The organism is Mycobacterium sp., assembly GCF_036490025.1.
Classification (GTDB): domain Bacteria; phylum Actinomycetota; class Actinomycetes; order Mycobacteriales; family Mycobacteriaceae; genus Mycobacterium.
In genome coordinates, this window is sequence record NZ_DASXEP010000162.1 from 1 (window position 1) to 17,354 (window position 17,354).

Annotated in this window: 11 protein-coding genes and 1 pseudogene; 11 read left to right on the plus strand and 1 reads right to left on the minus strand. The window is 65.1% G+C overall.

The features are described from left to right. From VGG53_RS18360 to VGG53_RS18370, 3 genes are all read left to right on the plus strand, one after another. A partial coding sequence (locus tag VGG53_RS18360) for a type I polyketide synthase (RefSeq protein ID WP_331519513.1) occupies positions 1-3,761 on the plus strand: 3,761 nt, incomplete at its 5' end. Further along, positions 3,758-8,161, plus strand: coding sequence for a type I polyketide synthase (locus tag VGG53_RS18365; protein WP_331519514.1), 4,404 nt, complete (start codon positions 3,758-3,760; stop codon positions 8,159-8,161). The genes VGG53_RS18360 and VGG53_RS18365, both read left to right, overlap by 4 nt. Before the next feature lie 51 nt (positions 8,162-8,212). Further along, on the plus strand, positions 8,213-9,472 hold the full coding sequence (locus VGG53_RS18370; protein ID WP_331519515.1) for a phthiocerol/phthiodiolone dimycocerosyl transferase family protein: 1,260 nt from the start codon (positions 8,213-8,215) through the stop codon (positions 9,470-9,472). Here the strand turns inward: VGG53_RS18370 and VGG53_RS18375 are convergent. Beyond that, positions 9,465-10,295: a class I SAM-dependent methyltransferase gene (locus tag VGG53_RS18375; RefSeq protein WP_331519516.1), complete on the minus strand. Its 831-nt coding sequence runs from the start codon at positions 10,293-10,295 to the stop codon at positions 9,465-9,467. The genes VGG53_RS18370 and VGG53_RS18375 overlap by 8 nt on opposite strands. 96 nt (positions 10,296-10,391) lie before the next feature. Between VGG53_RS18375 and VGG53_RS18380 the strand changes: the two genes are divergently transcribed. The 8 genes and pseudogenes from VGG53_RS18380 to VGG53_RS18415 form a co-directional block, all read left to right on the plus strand. Then, positions 10,392-11,105, plus strand: coding sequence for a flavodoxin family protein (locus VGG53_RS18380; protein ID WP_331519517.1), 714 nt, complete (start codon positions 10,392-10,394; stop codon positions 11,103-11,105). A 7-nt stretch (positions 11,106-11,112) separates the two neighbouring features. Then, positions 11,113-11,613 (plus strand): DUF2505 domain-containing protein, encoded by a 501-nt coding sequence (locus VGG53_RS18385; protein ID WP_331519518.1) that lies wholly within the window; start codon positions 11,113-11,115, stop codon positions 11,611-11,613. A 55-nt stretch (positions 11,614-11,668) separates the two neighbouring features. Next, positions 11,669-11,923: an antitoxin gene (locus tag VGG53_RS18390; RefSeq protein ID WP_331519519.1), complete on the plus strand. Its 255-nt coding sequence runs from the start codon at positions 11,669-11,671 to the stop codon at positions 11,921-11,923. Then, complete coding sequence (locus tag VGG53_RS18395) at positions 11,920-12,357, plus strand: type II toxin-antitoxin system VapC family toxin (protein ID WP_331519520.1); 438 nt, start codon at positions 11,920-11,922, stop codon at positions 12,355-12,357. The genes VGG53_RS18390 and VGG53_RS18395 overlap by 4 nt, the downstream gene beginning before the upstream one ends. Before the next feature lie 21 nt (positions 12,358-12,378). Further along, a complete protein-coding gene (locus VGG53_RS18400) occupies positions 12,379-13,119 on the plus strand; it encodes a nitroreductase family protein (RefSeq protein ID WP_331519521.1) in 741 nt (246 codons plus the stop codon). A 183-nt stretch (positions 13,120-13,302) separates the two neighbouring features. Continuing rightward, entirely contained in the window at positions 13,303-14,802 is a 1,500-nt protein-coding gene (locus VGG53_RS18405) for a hypothetical protein (protein ID WP_331519522.1), read from the plus strand. 370 nt (positions 14,803-15,172) lie between these two features. Further along, positions 15,173-16,801: a hypothetical protein gene (locus tag VGG53_RS18410; protein WP_331519523.1), complete on the plus strand. Its 1,629-nt coding sequence runs from the start codon at positions 15,173-15,175 to the stop codon at positions 16,799-16,801. Between the two features lie 275 nt (positions 16,802-17,076). Further along, a pseudogene (locus VGG53_RS18415) lies at positions 17,077-17,354 on the plus strand (hypothetical protein); the annotation flags it as partial.

The following is a 17,354-nucleotide window of genomic DNA, read 5'->3' on the forward strand; positions in this document are numbered from 1 at the left end:
GCGAGGCGCCGCATGGTTCGGGCACGGTGTTTGTGTATTCGGGTCAGGGTTCGCAGTGGGCGGGGATGGGTCGGCAGTTGTTGGCTGATGAGCCGGCGTTTGCTGCGGCGGTGGCTGAGTTGGAGCCTGATTTTGTTGCGCAGGTGGGTTTTTCGCTGCGTGGTGTGTTGGTTGCCGGTGAGCCGGTGGTGGGTATCGAGCGTATTCAGCCGGTGTTGGTGGGTATGCAGTTGGCGTTGACGGCGTTGTGGCGTTCTTACGGTGTTGAGCCCGATGCGGTGATCGGTCATTCGATGGGTGAGGTGACGGCGGCGGTGGTGGCTGGGGCGTTGAGCCCGGCTGATGGTTTGAAAGTGATTGCCACCCGGTCGAAGTTGATGTCGCGGTTGTCGGGTCAGGGTGCGATGGCGTTGGTGGAGTTGGGGGCCGGCGAGGCGGAGAAGTTGGTCGCGCAGTACCCGGATATCACGGTGGCGGTGTATGCCGCGCCGGCGCAGACGGTGATCGCCGGTCCGCCCGAGCAGGTTGATGCGGCGATCGCCGTGGTCGATGCGCAGGGGAAGTTGGCGCGGCGCGTCGAGGTGGATGTGGCTTCGCATCATCCGACGGTGGATCCGATTTTGGCTGAGCTCAAGGATGCGCTGGCCGATGTGAAGCCGATGACGCCGCGGATCCCGTTGATCAGCACGGTGGGTCAATCCGATGATGCGGCACCGAAGTTTGACGCTGACTATTGGGTGGTGAACCTGCGCAGCCCGGTGCGGTTCAGCCAGGCGGTCGCCGCAGCGGCAGAAAACCACACCACCTTCGTCGAAGTCAGCCCCCACCCGCTGCTCAGCCACGCGATCTCGGGCACGTTGGAGTCGGCCAAGCCGCGTGGCGGCGCGCAGGTGTCGGGAACGCTGACCCGGGACAACCCGGAGACGCTGGCTTTTCACACCCAGCTGGCGACGGTACGCCCGCCGTCGGCCGCCGAGGCGCACAACTCCGGTGCCACAAAGAGACTCATCGATCTACCGCCGACGCCGTGGCAGCACGTCCGCTACTGGGCGGCACCGTTCTCGTCGAACCGGCAGTCCGCCAGCGCACACCCGCTGCTGGGCATCCACGTCGAGATGCCGTCCGGTCGTGACCACGTCTGGCAGGCCGATGTCGGCATTTCGGCGCTGCCCTGGATGGCCGACCACAAGGTGCATGGCCAGCCGGTCATGCCGGGCACCGGTTTCGGTGAGATCGTGCTGGCTGCCGCGAGCGAAGCGCTTGGCGTGCCGGCGCAGTCGGTGACCGTTGGAGTCGAAGTCGAACAGATGCTGCCCCTGGGCGACACAACCCAGCTCACCACGCAGCTCACCCGGGGCGAGAAGGATAGCGACGAGATTCGCGTCGAAATTCATTCGCGCTCGGCCACCGGTGCTTGGATCCGCCACGCAGTCGGCAAAGTCGAAGTGGGGCAATCGGAAGCGCCATCGGTGCCGACCGCTTCGTCGGAGCCCGGCACGGTGGTCTCGCCGGCGGATCTGTACTCCGCGTTACGCAACACCGGCCTGCACCACGCGCAGGCGTTCGCCGCACTGACCCGCATCGTCCGCCGCTCCAACGGCACCTCGGAGACCGAGATCGTCCTGCCGGACGAGGCGACCGGGCACCGCGCTTACCGAATCCACCCGGTGCTGCTCGACGCGGCGTTGCAGGGCCTGGCCGCCGCGCTGTCGAGTGAAGCGTTGGCCGACTCCAGCGAGGCGACATATCTGCCGGTGTCGTTCGAGAAGATCCGGGTCTTCGGCGATGTCGGGCGACGCGCCCGATGCAACGCCGAGCTGGTCAACCCCGACGGTGATGGCGCCGGCATCATCGGCCGCGTCCTGATCACCGACGACACCGGCACTCCCACCGCCGAGATCAGCGGCATCTACCTGCAGCGCGTTCAACGCCGCACCGTGCCAATGCCGCTGACGCAGAAGATCTTCGACACCGGGTGGGTCGAGACGCCCGTTGACCCGGCGGCGGCGTCAGTGCCCGACGGCAGCTGGCTGGTGCTGACCGATGGCGCCGAAGTCGAGGCGGTGGCCAAGGAATTCGTCGCCGGATTCAGCTCACCGACCCGACGGGTCGTCACCGCTGACCTCTCGCATGAGTCGGCGGTGCTCGAAGCCTTCTCGCAAGCCGCGGGAGACGCCGAGCTGCCGCCGGTCGGCGTGGTCATCTTCGCGGACCGGCAGTCATTCGACGGGACCGATGCGGGCAACGCGCCGGGGCGCGGCCGCGACCTCACTTGGGGGGTCGCCTCGACGGTTCGCACCATCCTGACCGGATGGCACGGCAAGACGCCGCGACTGTGGTTGGTGTCCCGCGATGGTCTGGCGGTCAACGACGGCGAACCGGGCGATCCGTCGATCAGCGCACTGACCGGGTTGATCCGGGTCCTTGCCTACGAGCACCCGGACCTGCGCACCACGTTGGTGGACCTTCCCGGCGACACCATCGCCTCGCTGACCACCGAGTTCGGCTTGTCCGGCGACGACGTCATCGCCTGGCGCGGCGAAAAGCGTTACGCCAAGCGGCTTTCCCGTGCCACGCTTGGGACCGCGAAGTCGGACACGGTCGTTCGGCACGACGGTTCCTACCTCCTCACCGGCGGTCTCGGTGGGATCGGTTTGGCGATGGCCCGTTGGCTCGTCGACAGCGGCGCGGGCCGCGTCGTCCTCAACGGACGCTCGCAGCCGTCCGAGGAAGCTCAAGCGGTGCTCGACGAACTCGGGCAGCGTGCCCAAATCGTGGTAGTGCCAGGCGATATCGCCGCCCCCGGTGTCGCCGAGCGGCTGGTGAGCGCGGCCGAGGAGACCGGGCTGGCGTTGCGCGGCCTGATGCACAGCGCCGTCGTGCTGGACGACCAGATCGTCGCCGGTCTCGGCAGGGAGAGCCTGGAGCGGGTGTGGGCGCCGAAAGCCATTGGCGCGCTGCGACTGCACGTCGCGACGGCCGGCAGCGAGCTCGACTGGTGGGTCGGTTTCTCGTCGACCTCATCGCTGCTGGGTGCGCCCGGACAGGGTGCCTACGCCGCGGCGAGCGCCTGGCTCGACGGCCTCGTCGACTGGCGACGGGCGTCGGGTTTGCCCGCCACCACGATCAACTGGGGACAGTGGTCCGACATCGGGGTCGCCCGTTCGCTGACCTTCAGTGCGCTGGATCCCATTTCACCGGCCGAAGGCATCGAGGCGCTGGAGGCCATCCTGGCCGGCCACCCCACCAACATCGGGGTGGCTCGGCTGCGGCTGGACCGGGCCGCGGCCGCGTTCCCGGAGATTCAGCAACTCGGCTATTTCGCCAAGTTGGCCGAGGAACTCGACATCGACAGCGACGACGACGATTGGGCGGGTCCCGACGCGTTGCGCGAGATGGACCCCGCCGACGTCAACCGGGTGGTCATCGCGCGGCTGAGCGGCCGCATCCTGGCCATCATGGGCTACCCGAAAGGCAGCACGCTCGACGTCGATCAGCCGTTGACCGAATTGGGGATGGATTCGCTGATGGCGGTGCGGATCCGCAACACTGTTCGTGGCGACTTCGGAGTGGAACCGCCGGTGGCCCTGCTGCTGCAGGGAGCCTCGCTCACCGCGCTGACGACCGACCTGATCCGCCAGTTGGGCCTCGAGACCGGCGACAAGGCCGACAGCGGCGGCGGGGTTCGTGACAGAGCCAAGCAACGCGCCGCAGCCCGGCAGCGAGCCGCGGCTCGGCGGAAGGTAGGAGATCGAGTGTGACCAGCAACAGCGAACTGCCGCCCAACGCGATCGCGGTGGTCGGCATGGCGGCCCGCTTGCCCGGCGCCAACACGCTGTCGGCATTCTGGGACAACCTGCGCCGCGGCGAGGAGTCGATCGTCACGCTGGCCGAAGACGACCTGCTGGCCGAAGGCATTCCCGAGAAGGCGCTGGCCAATCACGCGTACGTGCGGCGGGCCGCATTGATGGACGGCATCGACGAGTTCGACGCTGACTTCTTCGGCTTCACTCCGCAGGTAGCCCGCTCGACCGATCCACAGCACCGGCTTTTCCTGCAGACCGCGTTCCACGCGATCGAGGACGCCGGCTACGACCCCGCCGAGATCCAGGGCTCGGTCGGCGTCTACGCGACCAGCACCACCAGCGGTTACCTGCTGCACAACATCATGTCCAACCACGACCCCAATGTGGTTATGGGACAAGGCATCACCTTTGACATGGTCAATCTGTCCATGCAGAACGACAAGGACTATCTGGCCACCAAGGTGGCCTACGCGCTGAACCTGCGCGGGCCCGCACTGTCGGTGCAGACGGCCTGCTCGTCGGCGTTGGTCGCCGTGCACCTGGCCTGTCAGAGCATCCTGAACGGTGAGTGCGAGTTGGCGCTGGCCGGTGGTGCGTCACTGCGCATCCCGCACCACGTCGGTTACTGGTACGCCCCGGGTTCGATGGTGTCGCCGACCGGGCACTGCCGACCGTTCGATGGCCGTTCCGACGGCACGATTTTCGGCAGCGGCGTCGGTGTGGTGGTGCTCAAGGCGCTGCAGGATGCCGTCGACGACGGCGACCGGATCCACGCCGTGATCCGCGGCTCCGCGTTGAACAACGACGGCTCGACGAAGATGACCTACGCCGCTCCCACCGCCGCCGGCCAGGCCGACGTCATCGCCGAGGCGCACGCGATCGCCGAGGTCGACTCGTCGGAACTCAGCTACATCGAGACGCACGGCACCGGCACGCCGCTGGGTGATCCGATCGAAATCGAGGGTCTGCGACAGGCTTTCGAGGTTTCCGAGGAGACCCGTTCCGGCCCGTGCTATGTCGGCTCGGTCAAGTCGAACATCGGCCACCTGGAGTCGGCCTCCGGGATCGCCAGCCTGATCAAAGCGATCCTCTGCCTCAAGCATCGGGCCATCCCGGCGACGCTGCACTACACCAGCCCCAACCCCGAGTTGCATCTTGACCGTGGACCTTTCGTGGTCCGCAGCGAATACGGCCCGTGGGAATGGGACGGTGTGCTGCGCGCCGGTGTCAGCTCGTTCGGTGTCGGTGGCACCAACGCGCACGTGGTGCTCGAGGAAGCGCCGGCCGTCTCGGCGGCGTCGGCTCCGGAACCCGGCCCGCAGGTGCTGTTGATGTCGGCTCGCAGCACCGACGCGCTGCAAAAGTCGCGCTCAGTCCTGGCCGCCGAACTGTCTGGCGACGAGGTCAGCATGGGCGACGTCGCGCACACACTTACCCGGCGCCGCAAAAACAGCGTCCGGATGGCCGCGGTGGTCAAAGACCAGCAGGACGCGATCGCCGTACTGGAGGCTGCCGAGCACGAAAATGTCTTCATCGACGAATCATCGCCGAGCGCAAAGGATTCCGAGCGCGTCGTATTCCTGTTCCCGGGTCAGGGCGCCCAGCACATCGGGATGGCCCGCGGCCTCTACGAATCCGAGCCGGTGTTCGCCCGGCACTTCGACGAGTGTGCGGCAGGTTTCGGCGACGAGCTCGGTGTCGACCTGCGCGCGGAGATCTTCGAGGGAACAGCACGCAACCTGGAGCGCACCGATCGCACCCAGCCCGCATTGTTCACCGTCGAGTACGCGCTGGCGAAGCTGATCGAGACCTACGGCGTCCGGCCCGCGGCGCTGGCCGGGCACAGCATCGGCGAGTACGTGGCCGGCACCATCGCCGGCGTCTTCGACATCGACACCGCGATCAAGGTGGTGTCGATGCGGGCCCGGCTGATGCACGCCGCACCACGCGGAGTGATGGTCGCGGTGGCGCTGAGCCCCGACGCGGTGGCCGAACACCTCGGCGGCGATGTCGACATCGCCGCGATCAATGAGCCGGGCGGCTGCGTGGTAGCCGGATCCGAGGAGAGCATTCGCCAGTTCAGCGACCGCGCCACCGAAAAGGGCATCGTGGCGCGCCGGGTCCGCACGTCGCATGCGTTCCACTCACGGCTGATGGATTCGATGATTCCGGAATTCACCGGCTTCCTGTCGAGGCAGACCCTGCGCGAACCGCAGATCCCCTTGCTGTCCAACGTGACTGGGACCTGGCTTTCGCCCGGCGAGGCCACCAACCCGGCAACGTGGGCCCGCCAGGTCCGCTCGACCGTGCGCTTCGCCGACGAGGTCGATGTGTTGCTCGGCGACCCGAACCGCGTCATGGTGGAGGTCGGACCCGGCGGCACGTTGACCGCGTCGGCCACCCGGCACCCCAGGTTCTCCGGCGGGCACCGCGCGGTGCGGCTGATGCGTCATCACGCCCAGAACCGCGACGACCGGGATGCATTCCTGCTCGCGCTCGGCCAGCTCTGGTCTGCCGGTGTCGACGTTGACTGGGCGCCGCTTCGTGCTGGACATCCCGGGCAACTGGTCACCCTGCCCGGCTATCCCTTTGAGCGCCAACGGCATTGGATAGAGCACCGGGTTACCAGCGGATGGGCGGGCGAGGCTGCCGCAACCAACGGCGCCGCCGCGTCGGCCGGGACCGCAGAGGCTACCCAGGCGGCCAAGAACGGCCAGTCACCGATGGAAGCCACCCTGCAACGCATCTGGGGACAGTGCCTGGGGCTTGCGTCTGTCGACCGCAAAGCCAACTTCTTTGAGCTCGGCGGTGATTCGCTGGTCGCGATCAGCGTCGCGATGACCGCCTCCAACGAAGGACTGGACCTCACCCCGCAGGATCTCTACGAAAACCAAACCGTTGCCGCACTTGCCAAGGCATTGACTGCCCGGTACGCGGCGGGCGGTTTGGGTCGTCAGTCACTGGGCGACGTGACGCACCCGCCGCTACCGCCGAACATCTCCTACTTCCTCGAGCACGGAGTCGCAGAACACGACCGATGGCGTGTTCCGCTGATCCTGCAGGTTCGGCCCGATGTGCCGGTGGAGGACATCCGTTCGGTGCTCACCGCCGTCGTCAACCACCACGAGGCACTGCGTCTGCGCATCGTGGAACGTGCGGGCACCTGGGAGCAGGTTGTCGGCGAGCCGGCGGAATTGACCGAACTGGCCACGCTGGACCTTCCCGACGGCCTCGCCGCGGGCAGCCCGCAGGAGCGCGAGGCGCTGCTGGCCATCCTCGAACAGCAGCTGCGCGAACAGGATCTGGCCGGCCAGTCGCTGGTCGCCACGTATGTCCGTGGCGTGCCGGGCGGTTCGTGCTACCTCGCGCTGAGCGTGCCTGCGATCGCGGCCGACAACGCGTCGCGCGACATCCTGCTCACCGACATCTTCACTGCATTCGGACAACGGCTGGCCGGTGAAGAGATTGCGCTGCAACCGATCACCACGCCGTGGGCCGAGTGGTCGCAGCGTTGCGCGGCGCTGGCCGTTCACCCGGCCGTCGTCGAAAGCCGCGACTTCTGGCTCCAGACCGCGACGGGCGCAGAGCTGAGGGTCGCCGACGACCAGACGCAGGCTCCGCCGGGCGTGGCGGATCTGGTCCGATTGGCAACCACATTGCCCGTCGCGGAGACCACCGAGATCGACGATGCGCGACGGCGGCTGCGGGTGCCGATCGACGAAATGCTGTTGGCCGCGTTGGGGCGGACGATCGCGGCCACGGTCGGCGACGGGTCGATCGCCGTCGACCTCAGCGGCCAAGGGCGGTCGGTGCTCAAACCCGACGTCGACCTTCGGCGCACGGTCGGCTGGTTCTCCACCGTCTACCCGGTTGCATTGAACTGCGCCAAGGCCGACGACGCCGGAGCCAAGCAAACGCTCGACGATGTGCACAGCACGCTGGCCGCCGTTCCGCACTATGGAATCGGTTACGGGCTACTGCGTTACCTCTATGCGCCAACGGCTCGGCTGCTGGGCACGACCCGGCCGGCTGACATCTTCTTCAACTACATCGGCACGATCCCCGACCTGCCGACGCTGGGCGACGACGTGGCTGTCCAATTCGACTCCGACACCGCATTGCCCGTGCGCGAGGCGATTCCCGGCCTCGGTCACGCAATAGAGTTGCGGGTATTCCGCACCGCGGGCGTGTTGCACCTGGATTGGTGGCACGACACCCGCCGGGTCGATGCGGCCACCGTGCAGTCGCTCGCCGACGGGTTCTCGCAGACACTGCTGGAACTGATCCGGGAAGCGCTCGCGCAGGACGAGATGGAATCCGGCAGCGACGAAATGGAATTGGTCGACTTGTCGTAGCCGCCGGGCGAGGCTGCACAACGACGACAAACGGCTTAGGAAAGGCGGAACGTGTTTCCATCGTCGGTCATCCGCAAGCTGGCACTCAGTGAGGAAATGCTCGCCGAGACGCACAATTTCGTGGGCCTCTCGGCACACCTCGAGGGCCCGATCGACGTCGACAAGTTGTCGGAAGCGTTCGACCTTCTACTCGAGGCGCATCCGGTCCTCACCGCACGCCTGGAACGCGGTGAGGACGGCCGGCACGAACTCGTCTCCGACGACCTGCTGCACTCGGGAATCGAGGTGGTCGAGGTCGACGGGCCCGACACCGAGGGCCCCGCACCGCGTTTCGATCAAGGCGAGTCGTTGGTGGGTCTTCGGCTCACCATTCGCGACGGACAAGCGCACCCAACGCTGTACGTCCATCACGCCCTCGCCGACGGTCACCACATGTACGGCCTCATCGAAGAGCTGCTGTCCTTTTACACCGATCTGGTCACCACCGGACGCACCGGTCCGGTGACCGCCCAGCCGGCGCCGGAATCGATCGAGACCGTGCTCGCCGACCGGGGCATCCAGAAGGGGCCGCGATCGGGTATCGAGCGGTTCATGCCGGCGCTGTTCGCCTACGACCTGCCGCCATCGCGTCGGGGCGAGACCGGCGTGAAGCCCACGTCGCCCGTTCGTGTTCCGATGGTGTCGTGCCGGCTGAGCGAGAGCCAGACACATGCCATCGTCGAGCTCTGCCGCGCCGAAAAGCTCGGCCTGCACTCGGTACTCTCGGCCGCAATCCTGATGGCGGAGTGGCAGGTTCGGGGCAAGCTGAACATCCCGGTGCCGTTCATCTACACGGTCGATCTGCGGTACTTCCTGTCACCGCCGGTGTCGGCCACCGGGTGCACGAACCCGGTCGGGCTGGGGACGTATCTGGCCGAGATCAACTCCAAAACCACGGTGGTCGAGCTGGCCCGCGACATCGCCGCGACGTTCCGTGCAGACCTGGATGAAGGAGTGATCCAGCAGTCCCGGCTGCACTTCAGCCCGCAGTATGTCGGCAACGCACCGGGTATGCCCGACGTTGTGTTGTTGTCCGACAACGGACTTGTGCCCCCGGTACGCACTCCTGCGGGAGTCGACGTGACCGCCACGCACGGCGAGCTGTACTTCGCCGTCAGCGCCGGAATCGAGATCTACTTCACCCAAATCTACGCCGATCAGCTCAACGTCGAATACCACTCCCATGGCCCGGAGCCGGAAAAGTCGATCGAGGCGATTCGTTCGCTACTGAGCGCCGTCGCCGAACAGCACGCCACAACCAGCGTCAGCTGACCGGCCCGTAGGTGTAGCGGTGGTATTGGAAGGTTCGGCGCAGCGGCGGAAGGGGCCGGACCAGCTGCCGCATCACCCGGAAGACGCCCGATGCCCGGCCGAACGTGCTCGCGTCGAAAAACGTCACCCCGTCGAGCAACCGGACCCCGGACAGCCGGGCGAGGACGTCGGACGGCTTGTTGACCGCCCAGTACAACGTCGAACCGGACTGCCGTTGCAGGCGATGCGTCTTCTGCGACCGCACGACGAGCCGACTGTAGAAGTCGATCTGAATCTCACCCGACCCGAACCGGTCGACGACGTGTTGCAGCAGCGCGATGCCGTCGTCTTCGGTCAGGTACATGCTGATGCCCTCGGCCAACAGCAATGTCGGGCGGTCGGCCGGAATGTGGTCCAGCCAAGACGGGTCGGTCGCCGGCGTGGCGACCAGGTGATAGTTCGGTCGGCCCGGAAAAACCTTCTCGCGCAACGCGATTACTGCCGGATAATCGACGTCGTACCACTCTACGCCCGGGCCGGGATCCAGTCTGAACACCCGGCTGTCCAGCCCGCAGCCGAGGTGGATCACCGTGGCGCCCGGATGGGCGTCGAGGAACTGGGAAGCCCACACGTCGAACTGGGCGGTTCGCACGGTGACCAGTGGCGTCCAGCGATTGGTGACCTTGAGTTCACTCCAGTCGTAGTCGATTCGGGCCACCGCCTGCTTGGCGAATTCATCACCCAGGATGGGCCGGTCCCAGTCGGCGTCCAGGGCCTTGCAGTACAGCGTGGTCAGCATCGTCTGCGAAGGACCGCTGAGGTCGATGGAAACTTTGTCGGTCACGACGCCACAGCCTAGTGGTGATCGCAAGCGCGGCGGAGCCGGGCGCAGCGGGTCACCACCAGAAGATAGTGTGCGAGTTTTGAGGATGGAGGAGCGATGACGGATACCACCAGCGCCGGTGGCGGCGCACGACCACCGCGGGTCTTGCTGCTGTACTACTCGTACACCGGGCAGGCGCACAAAGTGCTCGAAGCCGCGGGGGAGGTTTTCCGTAGCCGAGGCTGCGAGGTGAGCGAAGCCGAGATCAAATTCACCGACCCGAAATACTCCGAGAAGTTCTCCCGCTTCCCGATGCGCCGGGTGTGGCCCGACATGCTCAGCGTGCTGCAAGCGCAGAAACGCAACGAGACCGGTCAGATTGAAACCCCGGACACGGTGCGCGACGCCGATTACGACCTGATCCTGATCGGTTCGCCGACCTGGTGGGACAACGTCAGCATGCCGCTACGCTCGTTCCTGAAGTCGGATGAGGCGGGTAAGTTGTTGTCCGGCAAGCCATTTGCGGTGTTCGTGGTGTGCCGTACGTTCTGGCAGGCGAACCTCGAAGGGGTGCGTGAACTCGCCGAGGAACAAGGCGGACGCTATGTCGACGAAATCCACTTCACCTATCCCGGCGACAACCTTCGGTCCATGCTCGCGCTGACCAGCTATCTCGGTACGGGGGAGTATCGCAAGAGATCGCTGGGTCTTCGGCTTCCGCCGACGAACGTGCAGCCCGAACAGCTTGATCAGACACGGACTTTCGCCGCCCGCTTGGCGGATCGGTTGTTGGCCAAGAGTTCGGCGGTGCCGGGCCGGGAACCGGTGTAGGACTGCCATGCCTCGTTCGTTCGACGTCTCGGTCGACTCGCCCGCCCGCGTCGACCAGGTTCATGCCGCCTTCGGTGCCGAGGAGTACTGGCTGGCCCGGCTGGGGAATCTGAGTGGCAGCACCACGCTGCAATCCCTGGTGGTCGACGACGACCAGACCGTGCGGGTGACCACCACCCAGGACCTGGGCCGCGACCTGCTGCCCGGGATCGTCGCCAAGTTCTACCGACGTGATCTCAAAGTCCGGCACACCGAGACGTGGACGCCGTCGGGCGGTCAACTCCGCGGGGAGATCACCGTCGCCGTATCCGGAGCGCCCGGCTCCGGCTCGGCTGCCGCATCGGTTGCGCCCACCCCCAACGGGTCACTGCTGACGTTGAACGGTGAAGTGGAATTCAAAGTTCCGCTCATCGGCGGGACGGTCGAGAGCTTCATCGCACGCGAATTCGCCCAGGGGATACCGGATGTCCAAGACTTCACCGCCAGGTGGGTGACCGAGCACGCCTGACACCCGGGCATCTTTGACAGCATGACATCACTGAATATGATGCTATGCTGTCAGCGTGCGGACCACGGTGACGCTGGATGACGACACGCTCGTCGTCATCAGGCGGCTGATGCGTGAGCGCAACCTGTCGTTCAAGCAGGCGCTCAATGACGCCATCCGGCAAGGTGCCCAACGGCGGCCGGCTCCGGTGGCTTTCGAAACGCGGACAGCTGATTTGGGTGTGCCGTCGATCAATCTGGACCGGGCCCTGCAGATCGTCGGCGAACTCGAGGACGAGGAACTGATCCGGCGACAGCGCCGCCGCGCATGAGGATTGTCGACGCCAATGTCCTGCTGTACGCCGTCAACACCGCAGCAGACCACCACCAGGTCTCACGGCGCTGGCTCGACGATGCGCTGTCCGGCGGAGACACCGTCGGCCTGGCCTGGGTTCCGCTGCTCGCATTTGTGCGATTGACGACTCGTCATGGGCTTTTTCCTTCGCCCCTGACCGCCGACGCGGCGATGGCTCAAGTGCTCGATTGGTGCAACGCACCGGGTTCCGTCGTCGTGGCGCCGACTCCGCGCCATGGCGACGTGCTGTCCGGGCTGCTGTCGCGGGTCGGCGCGGGAGGAAATCTCGTCAACGACGCGCATCTGGCCGCTTTGGCGATCGAGCACCGCGCTCGAATAGTCAGTTACGACAGCGATTTCGGACGATTCGATGGTGTGCGGTGGGATACCCCCGAGTCATTGTTGAACTGAGGTCGGAATAGGAAACGACAGATGACTCACACGTCGAACGCCGACTCTCCCTACGCCGACGCATTTCGGGTGGCGCCAACCACATCCGACGCGCTTGCCGGACTGAACATGCCGCTGCAGGACGCGATGCTGACGCAGCGGGCGGTGCGTCGCATCCACCCCGAACCGGTCGATGACGCAGTGGTGCTGAAGTGCATCGAGTTGGCGCTACACGCACCGACCGGCGCCAACGGCCAGAACTGGGAATTCATCGTCGTCAAGGACCGCCGGGTCATCAAGAAACTCGCCGGACGCTACCGCAAAGGCTGGAAATTCTCCTACGGCGGGCTGCTGAGCAGTGCCGGCGATAACGACGAGTCGTTGGCCAAGGTCATCCGTGCGGCGCAATGGCAGGTCGACCACTTCACCGAGATCCCGGTGCTGGTGGTGGCCTGCCTGCGACTCACCGTCCGCGAGGGCCGCGCGCCGTATTCACTGATGCCCCACGCCGCGGTCTCCGGATACTGGGGGTCGATCTACCCGAGCGTGCAGAACCTGCTGCTGGCCGCCCGCGCCATGGGTTTGGGCGCGTCGTTGATCACCTTGCCGCTGTGGGGAGTTGGGCGGGCCCGGAAAATTCTCGGGCTTCCGCGTTCGGTAACGCCGTGCTGCGTCGTGGCCCTCGGATGGCCGCGCGGGCGCTATGGACCGACGACCCGGATACCGGTCGAGCAGGTGGCCCATCTTGATGCCTACGGCAACCGGGCTTGGTTAAAGGACTGAGCGCCAACGCTTTTAACTGGAGACGCCTCCATATATGAGGTTGGCCAGATAAATATGAGGTTGAAAAGAGACCGCCCCTTCGATGCGGTCGGCTGAGGCTCTCTGAGCTTAGCTTCAGGTGGCATTCAGCTGAGTCGACCCGAAGGGGGACCGGGCATGCACGTGGCTGCGCGTCCATATGTCATGGCAGGTGCAGTGTTAGCGGCGACCAGTCTCGTCGCCGTCACGCCGGTAGCGCAGCGGGCTTTCAAGCTGCCGACGCTCAGCATCGAAACCCAGTTGGTCGACGCCGTCGACTCCTTGCTCAATGTCCCGATCAACCTGCTCACCGACATCGCGAACATCCCTTACAACGAGGTAGGCGCCCTCAACTCGCTGGCCGGTTCGAATTTCTTGGGCGGGAACTGGTGGGTGCCGAGCGCCACGAACTTGTGGGGCATCGACACCGGGGATCCGACAAAGGTCGCGCTGCTGACGAATCTGTTCGCGCCGTTCCCGGCCTTCAACCAGGGTCTCGGCGGGCTGCAGTACCAAATCGCCGGTTTTCTCGCCGCGCAGCTTCCGGTGAGCGACTCCTGTGACGCCGAAACGTGCTTCCCGATGACGCCGCCGGAAGTGATCACCGGCAGCACCTCGTGGGACCGGGCGATCGGCTTCATCAACGCCCTGTCCGGTCAGGGCAGCGGGGAGAACTTCGGGCTGTTCCAGAACTGGTTCCAGGTGCCGATCCAAGACCTGATCAACGGATACACCTTCGACGACGCAACCAACCCCAGCGGTCCGGCCTACGCTGATCCCGCGTTTGGTTTCGGCGGCGGCACCAACCCGTTCGAAGGCGCCACCATTGGCGACAACGACGCGATGCCGTGGAACGGGCACACCTATTTTCTCAACCTCTTCCAGCCGTTCCAGAATTACTGGGAGCACCTGCTGGAGGACCCGGCGACCGACGGCGACATACCCGGGACCGGAATCCAGATTCCAACTATTGACGAATTCGGTCGGGCTCTGCAATCGATCACTGCGTCGACGATCGCGGCCTTCAACCCCTACACCGCGGGCAGCCCGGCCTGCCCGGCGTTGTGCGACATTCCCGAGAGCCTGACCACCCGCGCCCTGGTGGACATGTTGGACCCCGATGACTCCAACCCGATGATTCAGGCATGGCTGGCCGGGTTCGACCCGGGTGCAGAATTCCCGAACAACAATGCGACGCCCGACCAGGTCTCGGCAGCCATCGCGCTGTTGCAGACCGGGATTTTCAACCTGACTCCGGATCAGCTCGATGGCGTCATCGGGCAGCTCGAGGAGCTCAGCCCGGCGTTGCCGGCCCTGGCCGTGAACGCGGGCTTTATCACCGATCCGGGTTATCTGGCTTTTCTGGCCGACCCCGAGAGCGGATTCGCCCCGGTCTACGGCGGCTGGAACCCGGCTCTGGTCCTGCCTGACATTCTGCAGCTGTTCGGCATCGACACCGGTTCATCAGGAGTCAGCGAGCTGGTCGACCCCGCCTTCGATCTGAGCGCGTTGTTCGGTGGATTTGATCCGGCCTCGCTGGACTGGAGTGCGTTGTTCGGCGGATTTGATCCTGCCGCGATGTCGGCCGATTTCGCCACCATGCTGGAAGACCTGACGTCGGCATGGGCGACCGACCTGGCGACCTCGTTATTGAACGTGTTTTAAGCGCCGGCGCCATCACCAAGTTGCCGATTGGTGATGTGGCGGTCTACGCCGCAAGGGCCCGTTGACGGCCACCGTTGCTACGTTGGCCATCAACGGGTTTCGTCGTCTCGCGACGTGCAGATACCGCTTCAAAATTCGAGACGGTCGTCCCATTCTCGGCGACGTCAAAGTCGCTGGCTATAACGCTGATTTGCCTATCGGCCGAATCGTCCAAGTTATTGGACATCGCCATTGTTATTAGACATCCTGTTAATTTGCGTGAGCCGGGTCACGAATTGCCGTCGCCGAATTCGTCGGTTTCCGTGTGAACTTAGAATTTCTTAGTGTAGGTTCAGTTCCTGTTGAGCTAGTCGAACACGAAGGGGGAGCCGTGCAGGCTGCTTCGCGTCCTTACGCCATCGCCGCCGCGGCACTTGCCGCCGTCAGCGCTGTTGTGGTCACTCCGGTGGTAGCTCGTCAGCTTCCGCTTGCCGTTCGCAGCATGGAGACCAAGCTCATCGATGCTGACATCTCCAACATCCCGGTCAACCTATTCAATGACATCCTGAACATTCCCTATAACGAGCTCGAGGGTGGCGGTCTGGCCACCATGGCGAACTCGTTCCTGTTCACCGGGACTTGGTGGGTGCCCAGCTCATCGAACCTCTGGGGCATCGACCCTGGTGACCCCACCCACATCGCGTTGATTGACAACTTCCTCCCGCTCACGGCTTTCACCGAGGGGTTCACCAACTCCGCAGGTGTCTATGAGCCCGGCCTGAACTACGAATTCGCCGGCTTGCTGGCCGCCGAGCTGCCGGTGAGCTCGTCCTGTGACGCCACTTCCTGTTTCCCGATGACGCCGCCGGAGGTCATCACCGGCAGCACCCAGTTCGACCGGGACATCGGGTTCTTCGATGCCCTCATGGGGAAAGCCACGGACGCGAATGGCGAGCCCTTTGGGCTGTTCACCAACTTCTTCCAGGTGCCGCTGCAGGACCTGATCAACGGTTACACGTTTGGGCCTGATAGTCCGGGCATCGTCGACCCCAGCGGCCCGGTCCAATCCCTTTATGGCTGGGGAACCAGCGGCAACCCGTTCGAGGGTGGTACCGGCGTGGGCGACACCATGCCGTGGGATGGGGTGACCTACCAGCTCAACCTGCTGCAGCCGTTCCAGACCTTCTACGACAGCTTGCTGCAGGATCCCGCGTCGAACCCGGTCGTGATTCCGTCAACGGACGGTGTCATGCACACCTTCGAGAACCTGTTGGCCGGGTCGATCATCGACTTCGATGCCTACACCGCAGGTAGCCCGGCGTGCCCGGCGGCGTGCGACATCCCCAGCGAGTTCCAGATCCCGTCGCTGATCGCGGCCATCTCCGCCGCAGACCCCAGCAACCAGACGCTTGCGGACTGGGTGACCAACTACAACATCAACCCGGCGTTGGTCAACGAGCCGACGTCGGACCAAGTCAACGCTTCTATCGCGCTGCTGCAGACCGGCATCTACAACCTCGACGGGAGCACGCTGGCTGACGTCGACAAGGGCTTGGCGGCCATCAACCCCGAGCTGCCATTCCTGTACACGAACGCCGGGTACTTCACCGACCCTGCGTACGTGGCTTACGACGGCAGCGGACCGCTTGACTCGGCCTTCGGCGGTTACAACCCCACCTTGGTGTGGAACGACCTGCTGACCCTGGGGACCAACAACGAGTGGAACTGGAACGCCGCGACCCCCGAGTTGCTGTGGTTCCTCGCCGCCCCGCTGACCAGCCCCGACCCGTACGCTGACCCAGCGGCCGGCGGTGCTTCCTCAGCGGCCTCGCTGGCTGCGGAGTCGCTTGGTGGCAGCTCCGCCGTCAGCGAATTCTCGACCGATCTGAGCGCCCTGATGGCCAGCTTCGGCACCACGGCCGGCGCAGATGCGCTAAGCGCGGCCCTTGCGGAAATCAGTGCGCAGTTGACCGCAGAGCTTGCGAACTTCGTTCCGCAGTCACTGCTGAGCATGTTCTGAGTTCGGAGTCTTAGGCCCAACAATCGGACCCCCAGCCCACCGCTGGGGGTCCGATTGTTGCTTATGGGTCAAACTGCATTATGCGCGTCGGTGATTAATTCTCGTGCGCCAATTCGACAGCGAAACCATCGAATTCGCGGGGCCATAAAACTAGCAGCTTGCTCGACGTACTTACGGAATCTTTACGGCCAGGCCCGTCACCCCGGCTGGTATCTCAGGTTTCCTTCAATGTACTTTCAGCTAGCATCGGGTCGATCGGGGAGAAGGGGGGCGCCGTGCAGGCCGCTTCGCGTGGGTATGTCCTGGCTGCTGCGGCGGTTGCCGCTACCAGCGCCGTTGTCCTTACACCGGCCGTGCCGAAGGCCTCGCCGGTCCCGGTACGCAGTATGCAGACCCGGCTGGTCGACTACACCGACGTCCCGATCAACCTGTTCGACGATGTCGTGAACATCCCTTACAACGAGATCCAGGGCATCGATGTCTTCAGCAACTCACTGCTCTTCAGCGGAGACTGGTGGGTCCCCAGCGCCACGAACATCTGGGGTACCGACCC